The sequence below is a fragment of the Jeongeupia sp. USM3 genome (assembly GCF_001808185.1).
GTDB lineage: Bacteria > Pseudomonadota > Gammaproteobacteria > Burkholderiales > Chitinibacteraceae > Jeongeupia.
On the sequence record NZ_CP017668.1, the window covers coordinates 3,772,739 to 3,788,814 of the forward strand.

The window sequence follows — 16,076 nt, forward strand, 5'->3', positions numbered from 1 at the left end:
TAACCGCGCAGTTTATCACGCCGTGCCGGCCGTCCCGGCGGCGCCGGCCGTGTGCAGAACGACCAGTGTTGTGCGCTGCTCGACGCAGGTGATCGCACGGGCTTCGCCCAGCAGCGTCTGTTCGCCGACGGTGAAGCGGGTGCTGCACTGAGCCTGCCCGTCCGGCGGCAGCAGGTCGGCGCCCGCGACTGCGGCCAGGGGGCGGCCGAGCAGGCCGACCGGCGGCGTGTTCAGCAGCTCGCAGGCGCGCAGGTTGGCAAATTCGATCTGGCCCTCGCGGACCAGCAGGAAGGCGCAAGGCAGCGCATCGGCAATGTCGCCGCCGAGCGGGTCGGTCAGCGCCAGCGCGGCCTCGGCGGCCTTGACGTGGCTGATGTCGATGGCGATCGACAGGACGTAGACCTCGCCGTCGCGCACCAGCGGCTGCTTGGTGATGTCGAACCAGTGGGTGCGGCCGCTCGGCGGCGTCCAGTGATCGACGAGACGGATCGTCTGGCCGTGTTCGAGTACTTCGGCGTCGCCGGTCGCAAACGGCAGTGCATCGTCCTCGAGCCCCATGTGCGACTGGACGAGCAGGTCGTGGCCAAGGGTCGTCTGCGTTGCGCGGTTGACGAGCAGGAAGCGCCCGTGCCGGTCGCGCACGAAGATCAGGTTGGGGCTGACGTCGATGATCTGGTTGACGAACAGCTGTTGCTGGAACAGCGCTTCCTCGGTGTCGCGGACCGCCGTGACGTCGCGGATCAGCGCGATGCATTCGCGCGCGCTGCGCGGCATCAGCCGCACTTCGAAGCTGCGCGCATTGCGCTCCTCGTTGCCGATCCGGTATTCGAACTGCTGCGGCTTGTTGCTGCTCTGGACGGCGATCAGCGCCTCGAGGTACTGCCGGGCGATCCGGGCCGGAAACAGCGAGGAGATGCGGTTGTTGCCGTTGCCGGGCAGCGGGTGCTGCGCGCACTGGTTGGTATTGAGCGAGAGCGCCACGCGGGTCGCGTAGTCGACCTGCCAGACGAGGTCGGGCAGGCAGGCCGGCAGGTCGGCGAAATCCGGTGCCGGCACGGCGCCGGTTTTGCGCCGTGTGCCGGCAAGCAGTACCAGCGCACACGTAACGATGCCGAGCTGCAACAGCAGCAGCGTGATCGACGAGACGGCCAGCACGTGGCTCAGCGCCAGCAGGATGGCAATGCCGGCCGCGGCCGCGATGAAACGGGGAGGGCAGGGAGCGCATGCCGGGTCGGGCGCCTGTCCGTGAGGGTCGAAGACGATCCGAGTGTATCGGTCGCCCGGCGGCTTGACCATCAGACGTTTCCGCCGCGGTGACGGCATTGCAACACCGTGACGGAAATGCAAAAAGCCAGCTTGCGCTGGCTTTTTGCGAGTGTCTTGGCGGAGCGGACGGGACTCGAACCCGCGACCCCCGGCGTGACAGGCCGGTATTCTAACCAACTGAACTACCGCTCCGCAGCGGTCTCGTTACATCCGGTATTCCGGATGACTGGTGGGTGATGACGGGGTCGAACCGCCGACATTCTGCGTGTAAGGCAGACGCTCTACCAACTGAGCTAATCACCCGTCGTCAAACGAGGAGCGCATTTAAGCATGTGAACTTCTGGTCGTCAACACGTTTTTCAAAATAGTGCAGTTGAACGGCAAAAACGGACGGCGGTAGCGGCTGTAACCTGCTTGGAGTATAAAACGAAGACAATTTTTCACAGTTCTGTAATGTTCGGAAAAGACAAGTGTTCAAGGGTCTTGCGCTGAAGTCCAAGTTGCCCGGGCTGGCCGGCGTGCGCCCGGTGCTGGAGATCGCCCTGGTACTCGTCATCGCCTGGGTGGCGGCAGGGGTTTTCTGGCAACTGTTCGCGCCGCGCCATGCCGGCCCCGGCTGGTGCCGCCGTTGTCGGCGCCGGCAGCCGGTGTGCAGGTCTGGACGGGCGCGCCGTCGTGGTTCGGCGCGGGCGAGGCGACGGCTGCAACGAGCAGCCTGTCGGCCAGGCTGATTGCCGTGGTGGCCGGCGATGCGCGCAGCAGTGCGGCGGTGTTCACCGGGCTCGAGGCCAGTGCGGTCGCGTTGCGCGTCGGCGACGATTTGCAGCCCGGAGTCCGTCTGGTGCAGGTGGCGCGCGACCGGGTCGAACTCGAACGCAACGGCCGCCGTGAAGTGCTGATGCTCGACGGCCGCGATGCCAGCGCTGCAGCGCCGGGCCTACCGGCGGCGGCCGAGCCCGCGGCGCAAACGCTCTACCGCGGCCAGCTCGCGGCAACGATGCAGGCCGGCAATATCGCCGACTGGGCCAGGGGACTGGCGCCTGCGCCCGGCGGCGGCATTCTGGTCAACGATCCGGCGCAACAGCCGCTGGCCAGGTCGCTGCAACTGCAGGCCGGCGACGTGCTCAAGTCGGTGAACGGCCAGAATCTGGCGCAGCCGGCCGACATGTCGCTGCTGTTTACTGCGTTCAGCCAGCAGCACAGATCAGACTTTCGGTGTTGCGTGGCGGTGTACCGACCACGCTGCAGTACCAAATCCAACCCTGAATACCACGATGAAATCCATGTTTCGCGCGTCCCGTCATGTCCTGTTCGCCGGCCTTCTGGCGACGCAGGCCTTTGCCGCCGACGACAAGGTGACGCTCAACTTCGTCAACGCCGACATCGAATCGACCGTCAAGGCGGTCGGGCTGATCACCGGCAAGAACTTCCTGATCGACCCGCGCGTGAAAGGGACGATCAATATCGTTTCGTCGCAGCCGATCGACAAGGCGTCGGTCTACCCGTGCTGCTGTCGGCGCTGCGCCAGCAGGGCTTTACCGCGGTCGAGTCGGGCAAGCTGATCAAGGTGATGCCCGAGGGCGACGCCAAGACGAGCGGCGGGCCGACCGAGAGCCGCGAGCTGCGCGCCGCCGGCACAGGATCGTGACCCAGGTCTATCCGCTCAGTTCGAGTCGGCGAACCAGATCCTGCCGATATTGCGGCCGCTGGTGTCGGCCAACAACGCGATCTCGGTCTACGCGCCGACCAACACGCTGGTGATCACCGATTACGCCGACAACATCCGCCGGCTCAACCGGATCATCCAGAGCATCGACCAGCCGACGCAGTCGGACATCTACCCGATCCAGCTCAAGTACGCGTCGCCGTCGACGTTTCGCAGACGCTTTCCAGACTGATGCCGAGCTCAATGCGCAGGGCGCGATCCCCGGCGCTGCGCCGCTCGACGGGGCGCGACGCAGCAGCGTCGTGCCGGACGTGCGCAGCAATACCCTGCTGGTGCGCAGCGAGAACGCCGTCCATGCACAGCAGATTCGCCGTCTGGTCGAAACGCTCGACCAGCCCGGTGCGGCTGGCGGCAACATCCATGTCGTCTATCTGCGCAATGCCGAAGCGGTGAAGCTCGCCGCGACGCTCAAGGGCGTGCTCACCGGTCAGGACAGTGGCGGCACGCAGACGGGTAGCAGCAGTACGGCGTCGCTGACGACGAGCAGTTCGAACGGCGGTCTGTCGCTGCCGCCGAGCAGCACCCCGTCGGCGCCGGCGGCGGCTCGGCCGCCAGGTGCAGATCGGCGCACGACGGTGCTGCTACAGGCGACCCGATGACCAATTCGCTGATCATCACCGCGCCGGACAACGTCTACAACAACCTGCGTTCGGTGATCGACAAGCTCGACGTGCGCCGCGCGCAGGTCTATGTCGAGGCGATGATCGCCGAGGTCAACGCATCCAAGGTCGGCGAGTTCGGCGTGCAATGGCTGCTCGGTGGCGGCGGCGACAATGTGTCCGGCGCAGCGCGCTCGGGCTGCTGTCGAATAGCATCGGCAGCCTGATCAGCGGCATCGTCAACAAGGACCGAACGCGATTCCGACCGGCTTGACCGTCGGCGTGGTCAACGGCAACCCGTTCAAGGAGGGTGGCAAGACGCCGACGCTCGGCGTGCTTGCCAGCGCGCTGCAGAACACCGGCGACGCCAACATCCTGTCGACGCCGAACCTGATCACGCTCGACAACGAGGAAGCGCGGATCATGGTCGGCCAGAACATCCCGATCATCACCGGTACGCAGTCGTCGACCGGCAGCAACCCGAACCCGTTCACGACGGTCGAGCGCAGGACATCGGCATTTCGCTGCGCGTGAAGCCGCAGGTGTCCGAGGCGGCAGCATCACGCTGTCGGTGTACCAGGAGGTGTCGACGATCGACAAGACCGTCAACACCGGCGGGACCGGCATCGCGACCAAGAAGCGCGCGCTCGAATCCAAGGTGCTCGTCGACGACGGCCAGGTCGTCGTGCTCGGCGGGCTGATCCAGGACCAGCTCGACAACGCGGTCAACAAGGTGCCGATGCTCGGCGACGTGCCGGGTTGGGCAACCTGTTCAAGTACCAGAGCCGCAACTGGGGCAAGGTCAACCTGATGATCTTCCTGCGCCCGGTGATCCTGCGCGACGGTGCGGCCAGCAATACGCTGTCGACCGACCGCTACCAGTACCTGCGCAACGAGCAGGCCAAGTTCGGCTTCGACAGCAATCCCTTCCTGCCCGACCTGCCCAAGGTCGGATTGCCGGCCTTGCCGGCGGCCAAGCCGGCTGAGGCGGTCGATCCGGCCAGGCCGGCCGCCGGGGCCGAACCGGGACAGCCATGAGCCGTCTGGTACCGTTCCATTGCGCGGTCGACCTTGGCGGACAACGCCAGCGTGCAGGTGCTGATGCGCCGCGGCGCGTCGCTGGCGGCGCTGAACGAGCGCGCGCGCCGGCAGGCCGCTCGACGTCGAACTCGTCGATCCGGCCGAGTACGAGCAGCGCGCAGCTGTTCAGCAAGCCAGCGAGCGAGCGTGGCCGACGACGTCGAGCAGCAGGTCGACCTCTCAAGGCTGGTGCAGGCGCTGCCCGAGATCGAAGACCTGCTCGATGCGCAGGACGATGCGCCGATCATCCGGCTGATCAATGCGCTGCTGACCGAGGCGCTGCGCGCGGGGGCCCGACCTGCACCTCGAGGCGTTCGAAACGCGCTCGCTGGTGCGCTTTCGCGTCGACGGCGCGCTGCGCGACGTGCTCGAACCCAAGCGCGCGCTGCGGCGGATCAAGGTCATGGCCGGGCTCGACATCGCCGAAAAACGGCTGCCCCAGGACGGGGGCTGCGCATCGCCGGCCGGCCGGTCGACGTCCGTGTTTCGACCCTGCCGTCGGGACACGGCGAACGCGCGGTGCTGCGCTGCTCGACAAGTCGGCCGGGCGGCTGAATCTGGCCAGGCTCGGCATGGCGGACGCGCTCGAGCAACTGCAGGATCTGCTGAAGCAGCCGCACGGCATCGTTCTCGTCACCGGGCCGACCGCTCGGGCAAGACGACGACGCTGTATGCGGCGCTGTCGCAGATGGACGCGAAGACCGCCAACATCATGACCGTCGAGGACCCGATCGAATACGACCTCGACGGCGTCGGCCAGACGCAGATCAACCCCAAGATCGACATGAGCTTTGCCCGGGCGCTGCGCGCCTGCGCCAGGATCCGGACGTGATCATGATCGGCGAAATCCGCGATCTCGAAACCGCGCAGATCGCCGTGCAGGCGTCGCTGACCGGTCATCATGCTGGCGACGCTGCATACCAACGATGCCGCCAGCGCGGTGACACGGCTGACCGACATGGGCATCGAGCCCTTCCTGCTGGCGAGCTCGCTGCTCGGCGTGCTGGCGCAACGGCTGGCACGCACATTGTGCCCGGACTGCCGGACTGCCTATGCTGCAGACGAGGCCGAGCGTTCGGGGGGATGGCGCCAGTGCGCACCGGCCGGCCGGCGGCAGGCAGCGGCTACCGCGGCGCTCTGGTGTGTACGAGATGCTGCTGGTCGACGAACGCGGGCTGATCCATCGTCACGGCAACGAACAGACCATCAAGCAGCATGCGCTGCAGCAGGCATGCTGACGCGCCAGGACGGCGAGCGGCTGGCGCGGGACGGCCGGACCAGCCTCGAAGAGGTCTGGCGGGTGACGCGCGAACACTGATGAAGGAGGCGACATGGGGCATGGATTGCCGGCACCGGATGCGCGTGGCGCATTGCGCGTGCCCTTGGGGTGCAAGGTCAGGATGCGCGGCGGCGACGGCGAGACGCATTACGGCATCTGCGCCGACCGTCGGCGGGCTGACGGTAAGAACGTCCTTCGTGCCGCAGGCCGGCGAGGTCATCGAGGTCTGCGTGCTGCCACCGCCGCAGGGCGGGCGGACCAACCCGCTGTCGGCCCGTGCCAGGGTCGTGCGCTGCCACGCCGTCGACGCCGAGTACGAACTGGGCCTGGCAAGGAAAAATCAGGTGATCGCGCGCACGCCGACCGCACGGACGACGGCCGTTCACGATTGCGGCAACCCGGCGGTCAGACCGTAGTAAACTACTGCGCCGATCGTTCGCCGGCACCCCGCCGGCAACCGGAACCGTTCTCCCCAGGCAATCTGCACCGGGCCGCTGCGAAGCGTCGCCGGGCGCACTCCACTGCACGCCGCGGTGCCATGACACCATGCGGCTTCTTACGCTCAAGATCGACATCGACGGCACGGGCGTGCCCGGGGTCGACCTGTTGCAACGCTTCAACGCCAACGCAACCTTCCTGTGGAGCCTCGGGCCGGACCATACCGGCCGGGCGATCAAGCGGGTGTTCCGCCCCGGCTTCATGAAAAAGGTGTCGCGTACCTCGGTGCGCGAGCATTACGGGATCAGGACGCTGCTCTACGGCACCCTGCTGCCGGGGCCCGACATCGGCAAGCGCTGCGCGCCGCTGATGCGCGAAGTCGTCGCCGCCGGCTTCGAGAGCGGCGTGCATACCTGGGACCATGAGGACGGCGTTGTGCTGGCCGACGAGGAGTGGACCGCGGCCGAGTTCGACGCCGCTATCGAGCGCTATGTCGAAATCTTCGGCGAGCCGCCGCAAACCCACGGCGCCGCCGGCTGGCAGATGAACGCGCATGCGTACCGGCTCGAGCAGCGGCTTGGCATGCGCTACGCGTCCGACGGGCGCGGCACGCATCCGTTCTGGCCCATGGTCAGGGGCGAACCGGTGCGGGTACCGCAATTGCCGACGACCTTGCCGACGCTCGACGAGCTGATCGGCATCGGCGGCCTGACCCCGGACAACGTCCACGAGCACCTGCTCGGCCTGACCCTTGCCGAAACGCCATACGGCCACGTCTACACGCTGCACGCCGAGCTCGAGGGCATGAAGCTTCTGCCGGTGTTCGAGCGCTTGCGCAGGCTGGCGGGAGCAGGGCTACCAGTTCGTCAGCCTTGGCGAGCACTGTGCCGCGCTCGATCTGAGCCAGCTGCCGTATCACGAGGTGCGGATGGCCGAAATCCCGGGGCGGAGCGGTGAGCTGGCGGTCCAGGGGCCCGAATTCTTGTAGGTAGTGGCCCAAACAAAAACGCCGGCTGAGCCGGCGTTTTTGTGGGAACTACTTGCTCGCCTTGACGATGTTCATTGCCGTGGCGACGACACGGCAACGTCGCTGAGCTGCAGCAGCGTGTTGCCTTGGCGATCTTGCCGAACGCATCGATGTAGCGCTCGGCAACCTTGAGGTTGACCGCTTCGATGCCCCGCCGGTTTCGATCGACTTGCCGACGGTTTCGACCGCTTCGGCCGTTGCGCTGGCCAGCCGGATCGCCTGTGCTTCGCCGGTCGCGCGGTTGATCGCCGCCTGCTTCTCGCCGCGACTGGATCGCCGCTTCGCGCTGGCCGCTGGCGAGGTTGATCTGCTGCTGCTTGACGCCTTCGGACTGGGCGATCAGCGCGCGCTTTTCCCGTTCGGCGGTGATCTGCTTCTGCATCGCGTGGAGGATTTCCTGCGGTGGTGTCAGGTCCTTGATTTCGTAGCGCAGCACCTTGACGCCCCAGTTGGCCGCGGCTTCGTCGAGCGAGCACGACCGCGCGGTCCGCGTTCCTCGAAGGTGCGGTCGAGTTCGAGCTTGCCGATCACCGAGCGCAGCGTCGTTTGCGCCAGTTGCGTGATCGCGAGTATGTAGTCGCTGGCGCCGTAGGAGGCCAGTTTCGGATCGCGAACCTGAAAGTAGAGGATGCCATCGACCTGTAACTGGGTGTTGTCGCGGGCTGGCAAGGGGGGTTGTGCTTGTACGCGACGCGATCGATGAAGGGGACCACGATGCGCAGGCCCGGCTCGAGTACGTCGTGAAAACGGCCAAGCCGCTCACGGACCCACGCCTGCTGCTGCGGGACGATTTTCAGCGTCTTGGCAATGAATATGACGACGATGACCGCAAACGCGACGATGAACTGCAGCGACATGGATGACTCCATCAAGGTTGGGGAGGCGAGGTGTCGAGCAGCAGCGTGTTGCCACGCTGCCCGACGATGTAGAACCGGGCCCGGTCGGCGGGTTCGGCAAATTCGGCGTCCCAGTCTGCGCCAGCGGACCCTGGCGTGGCTGGCGTCGATCCAGCGCTCGATCGTGACAAGGCCGCCGAGATCGAGCGCATTGCTGTTGTCGTGCCTCGGCTGGGCCCGGCGTTTCCACCGCCGCAACCCGGCGAGCGCGACCAGGCTGGCGACGGGTGCCGATTTGCACCGCCAGCGACGCGAGAGCGCCGCGGTGATCGACCGGCGAGCATGCCGGCAGCAATGGCCAGCAGATAGAAAGTGCCGCTGAACATTTCCAGTCCGACCAGCACGGCGCAGCGATGAGCCAAATGGTAGTGGGAGTCATGATCAAGTCAGATTAAAAAAAGCTCGGCAAGTTCCCGATCATGCCGCATCCACGAGAGCCGGGCATAGTGTGCCGGCGGCGGCGGATGCGAAAACGGCGACCTTGGGTCGCCGTTTCGTCAGCCGCCGATGCGGCTAGGCCGCCCATAGGGCCGCAGGACGGTCGGAATCGTGACCGTCGGCATTCTAGTTCTCCAGCACCGCGACCAGGGTGCGGCCGACCGCGAGGCCCGAGCCGTTCAGCGTGTGCACGAGTTCGTTCTTGCCGGCGTCGTTCTTGAAGCGGGCCTGGGGGCCTGGGACTCGCAGTTGGAGCAGCTCGAGATTTCGCGGTAGGTGTTCTGCGCCGGCAGCCAGACTTCGAGTCGTAGGTCTTGGCGGCCGAGAAACCCATGTCGCCGGTACACAGCGCGACGACGCGGTAGGGCAGCTCGAGCTTCTGCAGGATCGCTTCGGCGTGGCCGACCATCTGCTCCAGCGCGGCGTACGACTGTTCCGGCGCGGTGATCTGCACCATCTCGACCTTGTCGAACTGGTGCTGGCGGATCAGCCCGCGCGTGTCGCGGCCGGCCGCACCGGCTTCGGAGCGGAAGCACGGCGAATGCGCGGTCAGCTTGACCGGCAGTTCCTCGGCCTTGAGGATGGTGTCGCGGACGGTGTTGGTCAGCGAGATTTCCGACGTCGAGATCAGGTACTGCGTCTGGCCGTCGGTACCGCCGCGCTCGACCGGAACATGTCGGGCAAACTTCGGCAACTGGCCGGTGCCGTACAGCACTTCCGGATTGACGATGTACGGCGTGTACGCCTCGGTATAGCCGTGCTCTTCGGTCTGGGTGTTGAGCATGAACTGCGCCAGTGCGCGGTGCAGCCGGGCGATCTGGCCGCGCAGCAGCGTGAAGCGCGAGCCCGACAATTTGGCACCGGTCTCGAAATCGAGCCCGTGCGGCGCGCCGACGTCGACATGATCGCGGACGTCGAAATCGAAGGCGCGCGGCGTGCCCCAGCGGCGGACTTCGACATTGCCGCTTTCGTCGTCACCGGCCGGCACCGATTCGTGCGGCAGGTTCGGCAGCATCAAGCAGGCCGGCCTTGCAAAGCCGAAAGGGCCGATTCGTTCGCGCCAGCTCGCCCTTGAGTTTTCGACTTCGGCCAGGATGGTCGCGACGTCTTCGCCCTTGGACTTGGCGATGCCGATCTGCTTGGACACGCTGTTGCGCCTGGCCTGCAGTTCCTGCGTGGCGGTTTGCAGCGTCTTGCGTTCGGCTTCGAGCGCGGCAAAGGTGGCGCCGTCGAAGGCGAAGCCGCGGGCGGCGAGGCGGGCGACAACGCCGTCGAGGTCGTTGCGAAGCAGATTGATATCGAGCATGGGCTGGATTCTTGTCGTTTATCGGTTGGTGCGGTTGGTCGTCATTCGAAGCACCCTAGGACTTTCCGTGCTGCGACCCGCCATGCGGCGTCGAGCTCGGCAAGATGGCGCAGTTTTTCGGCAATCTTGCCTTCGAGTCCGCGGTGTCGGCAGGTAGAGGCGGGTGCCCTCGAGCCCGTCGGGCAGATAGGTCTCGCCGGCGGCATAGGCTTCCGTGCGCGTAACGGTACAGCTTGCCGTAGCCGAGCTCCTTCATCAGTCTGGTCGGCGCGTTGCGCAAGTGCTCGGGCACCGGGCGCGACTTGTCGCCGGCAACGAGTGCGCGGGCGGCGTTGTAGTTGTAACCGGCGTTGGGTGGGCCGCGAGATAGATCACCGCCTGCGCCAGCGCCAGTTCGCCTTCGGGGCTGCCGAGGCGCTCGAAGGTCTCGACGGCATCGTTGCAGATCGTCATTGCGCGCGGGTCGGCCAGGCCGATGTCTTCCCAGGCCATCCGGACGATGCGCCGCGCCAGATAGCGCGGTCGGCGCCACCGTCGAGCATCCGGCAGAACCAGTAAAGCGCGCCGTCGGCATTCGAGCCGCGGACCGATTTGTGCAGTGCGGAAATCTGGTCGTAGAACGCGTCGCCGCGTCGAAGCGACGGTTGTTCAGCGTCAGTGCGTCCTGCAGGAAGGCCGCATCGAGCCGTGTGCGACCTTGCGCACCCGCGGCATTGGCGGCCTGTTCGACGAGATTGAGCAGCCGGCGGGCGTCGCCGTCGGCGTAGCTGGTCAGCAAGGCGATCGCGTCGGGAAATCCAGTGCCGGGTAACACTGCGTGTGCGCCCGGGTGACCAGTTCGGCCAGCGCGTCTTCTTCCAGTGCCTTGAGCACGTAGACCTGTGCGCGCGACAACAGCGCGGCGTTGACTTCGAACGACGGGTTTTCGGTCGTTGCGCCGATGAAGGTGACGAGACCCGATTCGACGAAGGGGAGGAAAGCGTCCTGCTGCGACTTGTTGAAGCGATGGACCTCGTCGACGAACAGGATGGTGCGCCGGCCGGCGCGGTAGTGCTCGGCCTGTTCCATCGCGGCGCGGATGTCCTTGACGCCGGAAAAAACAGAAGGGGAATGCGCCGGCCATCAGCCGCGCCAGCGTGGTCTTGCCGACGCCGGCGGTCCCCAGAAGATCATCGAATGCGGCTGGCCCGACGCGACGGCCAGCGCCAGCGGTTTGCCGGGCGCCAGCAGCTGCGGCTGGCCGATGACGTCGGCCAGCACCCTGGGGCGCAGTTTCTCGGCCAGCGGCTCGTGCTCGTTGCGCTCGCCGGCGAAGAGGTCATTCCTCGACGACATCGACGTCCTTCGGCGGGGTGAAGCGGAACAGGTCGGCCGACTGCTTCGGGTTCTGCGTCAGGCCGCTGAACGTCACCTTGGGTCTGGCCGAAGTGATCCTGTAGTTCCATCGCCACGACCTGGGCGTTCTTCAGGCCGAGACGGATGCTGTCGAAGGTCGATTCCTTGCTCTTGGGAACGGCCTCAACCCACGACAGTCCGTCGCGATTGGCGAGGTTGCGGGTGTAGGTCTTGTCGAGCGCATTGTCGCCGGCGAGCAGCGCCGCAGGGCTGCTTCGAGCGCCGCCGAGAGCTGTTTGGACGTTGCCTGACGCAGTTCCGGGTCGTAGAGCCAGACCCGCTTGCCGTCGCCGACGACGGCTTGCGGTAGTTCCAGCGGAATTTGCCGGGGCGCTGGATCGCAAAATCGCCATTGCTGATCTGGGTGGGGCTGCCGGGCTTGCCGGACACGACCTGGTTGAACTGACCCTGCACGCCGGCCGTCGACGACAGGAAGCGCTTGAGGTCGCTCACGCCGTCGGCGTGGGCCAGCGCCGAGCAGCTCAGGATCAGGGAGGGGAGCCATCGGACGATCTTCATGCTTGCTCCGTGAAGCTGAAAAATGAAAAAGCCCCGCCAAGGGCGGGGCTTCGGGGAAACCGGAATTACTTGGTTGCCGGAACAACGACTTCACGCCCTTGACTTCGATCTCGACGCGACGATCCGGAGCCAGGCATTCGATCAGCTGCTTGCGAGCCTTGATCTTGTGCAAGTATCGCCGGTCACCGGGTCAGCCTTGCCGCGGCCTTCGGCGCGGATCTTGTCGGCCGGGGCACCCTTGCCGACGAGGTAGTCGACGACCGACTGGGCGCGACGTTGCGACAGCGCGTTGTTGTACTTGTCCGAACCGATGCGGTCGGTGTAGCCAACGACAACGGCTTCGCCTTCGGATCGAAGTTGACGACGTCGGCGTACAGCTTGTCGAGCGCGTCCTTGCCGGCCGGCTTCAGGCTGGCCTTGTTGAAGTCGAACAGCACGTCAGCTTGCAGGCTGAAGGTCTTGCTCTTGACGACCGGGGCCGGAGCCGGGGCGACCGGAGCCGGGGTAGCAGCAACTGCTTGCGGCTTCACGTAGCCGTCGCAGCCTTCCACGGTCGCTTGCTCTTTGCTCCAAGTGCCAGTGCGCCAGCATTCGCCGATCGAGTTCTTCACCACGCCTTCAACGTTGGTCGGCGACACATTGGTGCCGTTGGTGCTGTAAGCGGTGGCGGCGAAGGCCGAACCCATGCTCAGAGCCGAAACGACAGCAAGGGACATCATGGGTTGCTTGAGCGACAGCATAGTTTTTCTCCTGGTAAATTTGGATATGGTGTTAAAACCAACCAAGCTTGTTGTTTCTGGATATACCTGACAACAGCCCTGCGTCAAGGCATTATTTTTCCAAAACCCCGCCATTCTAATGTCGGGTAGATGCGGGCGGCAAATGAAATGCGCGTGAATTTTTGTTGCGACGGCAACGAAATTGGAGCGCGCGAACCGCCATGTTACACTGGCCCGACGCGGTTTTGCGTAGCGGTATTCCCTTTTACCGTTGCAGCCGTATCAAGTTTTTCTCTTTCCTCGCGCTTTCAGCGCCCAGCGATAGACCTGGAAGATGTCCGAACAGCCTAGCTTCGCAAAAGAAACGATACCCGTCAGCCTTGAAGAGGAGATGCGCCGCTCCTACCTCGATTACGCAATGAGCGTCGTGTGGGGCGTGCGCTACCCGATGGCCGCGACGGCCTGAATCGGCGCATCCTTTTTGCGATGCATGAAAGCAACAATGTGTGGAATCGCGCCTATGTGAAGTGCGCGCGCGTCATCGGCGACGTGTTGGGTAAATACCACCCGCACGGTGACTCGGCCGCCTACGAGGCGCTGGTCCGGATGGCGCAGGATTTTTCCCTGCGCTACACGCTGATCGACGGCCAGGGCAACTTCGGCTCGATCGACGGCGACAACGCCGCAGCCTACCGGTATACCGAGTGCCGGCTGGAAAAAGATCTCCAGCGAACTGCTGGCCGATATCGACAAGGAAACCGTCGACTTCACGCCGAACTACGACGAGAAGAACTCGAGCCGACGGTCCTGCCGACGCGGATTCCGAACCTGCTGATCAATGGTCGGTATCGCCGTCGGCATGGCGACCAATATCCCGCCGCACAATCTGAATGAAGTGGTCGATGCGGCGCTGGCGCTGCTGGCCAATGCGGAGATGACGATCGACGAACTGATCGACATCATTCCCGCCCGGATTTCCCGACCGCGGGCATCATTTACGGCATCCACGGCGTGCGCGAGGGCTACCGCACCGGCCGCGGCCGGGTGGTGATGCGTGCGCGCACGCACTTCGAGGACGTGTCGCGCGACAAGCAGGCGATCATCGTCGACGAACTGCCGTACCAGGTGAACAAGGCGCGGCTGCTCGAGCGCATCGGCGATCTGGTGCGCGAGAAGTCGATCGAGGGTATCAGCGAAATTCGCGACGAGTCCGACAAGTCGGGCATGCGCGTAGTGATCGAGCTCAAGCGCGGCGAAGTCGTGTGCTGAACAACACCCAGCTGCAGGACAGCTTCGGCATCAATATGGTCGCGCTGGTCGACGGCCAGCCGCGGCTCCTGAACCTCAAGCAGTGCTCGAGTGCTTCCTCAAGGCCGCGAAGTGGTCACGCGCCGTACCGTGTTCGAGTTGCGCAAGGCGCGCGCGGCCACATTCTCGAAGGTCTGGCGGTGGCGCTGTCGAACGTCGACGAGATCATCGCGCTGATCAAAGGCCGCGCCGACGCCGGCCGAAGCCAAGATCGGCCTGATGGGGCGGACCTGGCGCTCGTCGCTGGTCGAGGAAATGCTTGCGCGTGCCGACGCCAGCGCATCGCGTCCGGACGGGCTCGCGGCCTGCGGCCTGAGCGACGACGGTTATCGTCTCCGAGGCGGTGACCGGCCTCGAGCAGGACAAGATCGTCGCGAGTACAGGGACATCATGGAGAAGATCCTCGATCTGCTCGATATCCTTGCCCGGCCGGAGCGCGTCACGCAGATCATCGCCGACGAAATGAACGAGGTGAAGGCGGCCTTCGGCGATGCGCGCAAGTCCGAGATCATCGCTCACGGCGAAGACCTGCCTCGAAGACCTGATCACGCCGCAGGACATGGTCGTCACGCTGACGCACGGCGGCTACATGAAGGCGACGCCGACCGACGAGTACCGTGCGCAGAAGCGCGGCGGCCGCGGCAAGCAGGCGGCGGCGACGAAGGAAGACGACTTCATCGACCAGCTGTCGTCGCCAATACCCACGATTACATCCTGTGCTTCAGCTCGCGCGGCCGGTGTACTGGCTCAAGGTCTACACGCTGCCGCAGGGCGGCCGGACCAGTCGCGGCAAGCCGATCGTCAATCTGCTGCCGCTGGAAGAGGGCGAAAAGATCAACGCGGTGCTGCCGGTCAAGGAGTTCAGCGAAGACCAGTACATCTTCATGGCGACGGCCGACGGTACGGTGAAGAAAACGCCGCTGACCGATTTCTCCCGTCCACGGACCGCCGGCATCATTGCGATCAATCTCGACGAGGGCAATTACCTCGTCGGCGTGGCGCTGACGCGTGGCGCCGCTGGCGCGGTGCTTGACGACGATGCGGCGAGCGATGACGAGGCGCTGCCCGACGACGAGAACGGCGACGAGGATCAGGCCGTCGATGGCGATCAGGTGATGCTGTTCTCCGACGCCGGCAAGTCGGTGCGCTTCAGCCAGGCCAAGGTACGGCCGATGGGGCGCAACTCCAAGGGCGTGCGCGGCATGAAGCTGGCGAAGGGCAGAAGCTGATTTCGCTGCTGGTCGCGAGCTCGGATGCCCAGATGGTGCTGACCGCCAGCGATGGCGGTTAAGCGGACCCCGGTCGGCGATTTCCGTCTGACCAGCCGCGGGCGGATTGCGATGGATCTGACCGAGAAGACCGGGTTCAAGCTGGTTGCGGCCAGTCTGGTAGAAGAAACCGACGACGTGATGATCACGACCGGTGGCGTGCTGATCCGCACCAAGGCCGCCCAGATCCGTGAAACCGGCCGAGCGGCGCAGGGCGTGCGGCTGATCAACCTCGACGAAGGCGAAATGCTGTCGGGGCTGGAGAAGGTCTGCGAGCCCGATTCCGATGACGACGAAGGCGACGATGAAGCCGCCGGTGCCGTGGAGCAAACCGATGCCTGATGCAGCGCGAGCGGTCCCGTCCTACTTTCCGCAGGTCATGGCCTGGTTCGAGGGTCTGCCGCAATGCAGGACGCTCGGCCAGGCACGTTGCATCGGAAGCAGGCAAGGTGACGCTCGAGCTGCCGTTCCAGGAGGCGCTGATCGGCAATCCGGAAACCCGCGTCGTCCACGGCGGCGCGGTGACGACGCTGATCGACACCGCGAGCGGGACGTCGCTGTTCACGCTGCTGCCGGCGCCCGAGCGATCGCGACGCTGGACCTGCGCATCGACTACCTGCGTCCGGCCAAACCCGACGCGCCGATTTTCTGCACGGCCGAGTGCTACCGGCTGACCGAACACATCGCGTTCACGCGGGCGACGGCTTTCCAGGACGACATCGCCAAACCGGTTGCCTATGCGGTAGCGACCTTCGCGCGCGGCACCGGGAAGGAGGCATGATGTCCCGGATCGATACTGTCGCCGACCTGAG

20 protein-coding genes, 2 tRNA genes and 7 pseudogenes are annotated in these 16,076 nt (G+C 65.4%); 18 read left to right on the forward strand and 11 right to left on the reverse strand.

What is annotated here, in order from left to right:
• Nucleotides 1–15: 15 nt before the first annotated feature.
• From BJP62_RS17685 to BJP62_RS17695, 3 genes are all read right to left on the reverse strand, one after another.
• Nucleotides 16–1,296: a PAS domain-containing protein gene (locus BJP62_RS17685; RefSeq protein WP_070532032.1), complete on the reverse strand. Its 1,281-nt coding sequence runs from the start codon at nt 1,294–1,296 to the stop codon at nt 16–18.
• 85 nt (nt 1,297–1,381) lie between these two features.
• Nucleotides 1,382–1,458: transfer RNA gene (locus BJP62_RS17690), tRNA-Asp, on the reverse strand.
• Between the two features lie 35 nt (nt 1,459–1,493).
• A tRNA-Val gene (locus BJP62_RS17695) sits at nt 1,494–1,569 on the reverse strand.
• 346 nt (nt 1,570–1,915) lie between these two features.
• Here BJP62_RS17695 and BJP62_RS19315 point away from each other — a divergent pair.
• The 12 genes and pseudogenes from BJP62_RS19315 to BJP62_RS17750 form a co-directional block, all read left to right on the forward strand.
• Nucleotides 1,916–2,158 (forward strand): annotated as a pseudogene (locus BJP62_RS19315) (type II secretion system protein N); the annotation flags it as partial.
• Between the two features lie 391 nt (nt 2,159–2,549).
• Nucleotides 2,550–2,828: a hypothetical protein gene (locus tag BJP62_RS19320; protein ID WP_374749756.1), complete on the forward strand. Its 279-nt coding sequence runs from the start codon at nt 2,550–2,552 to the stop codon at nt 2,826–2,828.
• A gap of 147 nt (nt 2,829–2,975) precedes the next feature.
• Nucleotides 2,976–3,164: a secretin N-terminal domain-containing protein gene (locus BJP62_RS17705; RefSeq protein WP_070532038.1), complete on the forward strand. Its 189-nt coding sequence runs from the start codon at nt 2,976–2,978 to the stop codon at nt 3,162–3,164.
• Nucleotides 3,165–3,234: 70 nt separating this feature from the next.
• On the forward strand, nt 3,235–3,591 hold the full coding sequence (locus tag BJP62_RS17710; protein WP_070532041.1) for a hypothetical protein: 357 nt from the start codon (nt 3,235–3,237) through the stop codon (nt 3,589–3,591).
• Nucleotides 3,588–3,818, forward strand: coding sequence for a secretin N-terminal domain-containing protein (locus tag BJP62_RS17715; RefSeq protein ID WP_070532043.1), 231 nt, complete (start codon nt 3,588–3,590; stop codon nt 3,816–3,818). Before BJP62_RS17710 ends, BJP62_RS17715 begins: the two co-directional genes overlap by 4 nt.
• 43 nt (nt 3,819–3,861) lie before the next feature.
• Complete coding sequence (locus BJP62_RS19150; protein WP_070532046.1) at nt 3,862–4,125, forward strand: hypothetical protein; 264 nt, start codon at nt 3,862–3,864, stop codon at nt 4,123–4,125.
• Nucleotides 4,126–4,174: 49 nt separating this feature from the next.
• Nucleotides 4,175–4,402 carry a hypothetical protein gene (locus BJP62_RS19155; protein ID WP_168163858.1) on the forward strand — a complete coding sequence of 76 codons (228 nt, stop codon included), beginning with the start codon at nt 4,175–4,177 and terminating at the stop codon, nt 4,400–4,402.
• A complete protein-coding gene (locus BJP62_RS17730) occupies nt 4,351–4,629 on the forward strand; it encodes a hypothetical protein (RefSeq protein ID WP_145927247.1) in 279 nt (92 codons plus the stop codon). Before BJP62_RS19155 ends, BJP62_RS17730 begins: the two co-directional genes overlap by 52 nt.
• A gap of 373 nt (nt 4,630–5,002) precedes the next feature.
• Nucleotides 5,003–5,514: pseudogene (locus tag BJP62_RS19260) on the forward strand (ATPase, T2SS/T4P/T4SS family); the annotation flags it as partial.
• Nucleotides 5,515–5,572: 58 nt separating this feature from the next.
• A complete protein-coding gene (locus BJP62_RS19265; RefSeq protein WP_269466101.1) occupies nt 5,573–5,989 on the forward strand; it encodes an ATPase, T2SS/T4P/T4SS family in 417 nt (138 codons plus the stop codon).
• Nucleotides 5,990–6,147: 158 nt separating this feature from the next.
• Nucleotides 6,148–6,366, forward strand: a complete 219-nt coding sequence (locus BJP62_RS17745; RefSeq protein ID WP_070532062.1) for a hypothetical protein — start codon at nt 6,148–6,150, stop codon at nt 6,364–6,366.
• Between the two features lie 130 nt (nt 6,367–6,496).
• Nucleotides 6,497–7,345: a polysaccharide deacetylase family protein gene (locus BJP62_RS17750; RefSeq protein WP_205700931.1), complete on the forward strand. Its 849-nt coding sequence runs from the start codon at nt 6,497–6,499 to the stop codon at nt 7,343–7,345.
• On the opposite strand, the gene BJP62_RS19325 is transcribed toward BJP62_RS17750, so the two are convergent.
• From BJP62_RS19325 to BJP62_RS19335, 7 genes and pseudogenes are all read right to left on the reverse strand, one after another.
• On the reverse strand, nt 7,255–7,851 hold the full coding sequence (locus BJP62_RS19325) for an SPFH domain-containing protein (protein ID WP_374749726.1): 597 nt from the start codon (nt 7,849–7,851) through the stop codon (nt 7,255–7,257). The two genes, BJP62_RS17750 and BJP62_RS19325, sit on opposite strands and share 91 nt — an antisense overlap.
• Nucleotides 7,824–8,284 (reverse strand): annotated as a pseudogene (locus BJP62_RS19330) (SPFH domain-containing protein). The gene BJP62_RS19325 and the pseudogene BJP62_RS19330 overlap by 28 nt, the downstream one beginning before the upstream one ends.
• Complete coding sequence (locus BJP62_RS18770) at nt 8,284–8,463, reverse strand: hypothetical protein (RefSeq protein WP_168163859.1); 180 nt, start codon at nt 8,461–8,463, stop codon at nt 8,284–8,286. The pseudogene BJP62_RS19330 and the gene BJP62_RS18770 overlap by 1 nt, the downstream one beginning before the upstream one ends.
• Nucleotides 8,464–8,878: 415 nt before the next feature.
• Nucleotides 8,879–10,055, reverse strand: a pseudogene (gene serS, locus BJP62_RS17765) (serine--tRNA ligase); the annotation flags it as partial.
• Nucleotides 10,056–10,096: 41 nt separating this feature from the next.
• A pseudogene (locus BJP62_RS17770) lies at nt 10,097–11,390 on the reverse strand (replication-associated recombination protein A).
• A gap of 140 nt (nt 11,391–11,530) precedes the next feature.
• Nucleotides 11,531–11,969, reverse strand: a pseudogene (gene lolA, locus BJP62_RS19110) (outer membrane lipoprotein chaperone LolA); the annotation flags it as partial.
• Between the two features lie 141 nt (nt 11,970–12,110).
• A complete protein-coding gene (locus tag BJP62_RS19335) occupies nt 12,111–12,281 on the reverse strand; it encodes an OmpA family protein (protein WP_374749757.1) in 171 nt (56 codons plus the stop codon).
• Between the two features lie 741 nt (nt 12,282–13,022).
• Here BJP62_RS19335 and BJP62_RS19205 point away from each other — a divergent pair.
• From BJP62_RS19205 to BJP62_RS19165, 3 genes and pseudogenes are all read left to right on the forward strand, one after another.
• The gene (locus BJP62_RS19205) at nt 13,023–13,154 is read left to right on the forward strand and encodes a hypothetical protein (RefSeq protein ID WP_257785849.1); all 132 of its coding nucleotides are present in this window, start codon (nt 13,023–13,025) and stop codon (nt 13,152–13,154) included.
• 20 nt (nt 13,155–13,174) lie between these two features.
• Nucleotides 13,175–13,739: pseudogene (locus tag BJP62_RS19120) on the forward strand (DNA gyrase subunit A).
• Nucleotides 13,700–13,957 carry a DNA gyrase subunit A gene (locus BJP62_RS19165; protein ID WP_250637341.1) on the forward strand — a complete coding sequence of 86 codons (258 nt, stop codon included), beginning with the start codon at nt 13,700–13,702 and terminating at the stop codon, nt 13,955–13,957. Before BJP62_RS19120 ends, BJP62_RS19165 begins: the two are co-directional and overlap by 40 nt.
• 216 nt (nt 13,958–14,173) lie before the next feature.
• On the opposite strand, the gene BJP62_RS19125 is transcribed toward BJP62_RS19165, so the two are convergent.
• Nucleotides 14,174–14,515, reverse strand: a complete 342-nt coding sequence (locus BJP62_RS19125) for a hypothetical protein (protein ID WP_236943631.1) — start codon at nt 14,513–14,515, stop codon at nt 14,174–14,176.
• Between the two features lie 218 nt (nt 14,516–14,733).
• Between BJP62_RS19125 and BJP62_RS19130 the strand changes: the two genes are divergently transcribed.
• The 3 genes from BJP62_RS19130 to BJP62_RS17785 all read left to right on the forward strand — a co-directional run bounded on the left by BJP62_RS19130 (nt 14,734) and on the right by BJP62_RS17785 (nt 16,045).
• Nucleotides 14,734–15,225 carry a DNA gyrase C-terminal beta-propeller domain-containing protein gene (locus BJP62_RS19130; RefSeq protein WP_236943632.1) on the forward strand — a complete coding sequence of 164 codons (492 nt, stop codon included), beginning with the start codon at nt 14,734–14,736 and terminating at the stop codon, nt 15,223–15,225.
• Between the two features lie 111 nt (nt 15,226–15,336).
• Nucleotides 15,337–15,606, forward strand: a complete 270-nt coding sequence (locus tag BJP62_RS19140) for a DNA gyrase C-terminal beta-propeller domain-containing protein (RefSeq protein ID WP_236943719.1) — start codon at nt 15,337–15,339, stop codon at nt 15,604–15,606.
• Nucleotides 15,569–16,045 carry a PaaI family thioesterase gene (locus tag BJP62_RS17785; RefSeq protein WP_205700932.1) on the forward strand — a complete coding sequence of 159 codons (477 nt, stop codon included), beginning with the start codon at nt 15,569–15,571 and terminating at the stop codon, nt 16,043–16,045. The genes BJP62_RS19140 and BJP62_RS17785 overlap by 38 nt, the downstream gene beginning before the upstream one ends.
• Nucleotides 16,046–16,076 lie beyond the last annotated feature (31 nt).

Coding starts and splice junctions, on each gene's coding strand:
- BJP62_RS17750 (WP_205700931.1), top strand. CDS start 6,497: ATGCGGCTTCTTACGCTCAAGATCGACATCGACGGCACGGGCGTGCCC.
- BJP62_RS18770 (WP_168163859.1), bottom strand. CDS start 8,463: ATGCGCTCGATCTCGGCGGCCTTGTCACGATCGAGCGCTGGATCGACG.
- BJP62_RS19320 (WP_374749756.1), top strand. CDS start 2,550: ATGTTTCGCGCGTCCCGTCATGTCCTGTTCGCCGGCCTTCTGGCGACG.
- BJP62_RS17785 (WP_205700932.1), top strand. CDS start 15,569: ATGAAGCCGCCGGTGCCGTGGAGCAAACCGATGCCTGATGCAGCGCGA.
- BJP62_RS19265 (WP_269466101.1), top strand. CDS start 5,573: ATGCTGGCGACGCTGCATACCAACGATGCCGCCAGCGCGGTGACACGG.
- BJP62_RS19140 (WP_236943719.1), top strand. CDS start 15,337: ATGGATCTGACCGAGAAGACCGGGTTCAAGCTGGTTGCGGCCAGTCTG.
- BJP62_RS17715 (WP_070532043.1), top strand. CDS start 3,588: ATGACCAATTCGCTGATCATCACCGCGCCGGACAACGTCTACAACAAC.
- BJP62_RS17685 (WP_070532032.1), bottom strand. CDS start 1,296: ATGGTCAAGCCGCCGGGCGACCGATACACTCGGATCGTCTTCGACCCT.
- BJP62_RS19205 (WP_257785849.1), top strand. CDS start 13,023: ATGTCCGAACAGCCTAGCTTCGCAAAAGAAACGATACCCGTCAGCCTT.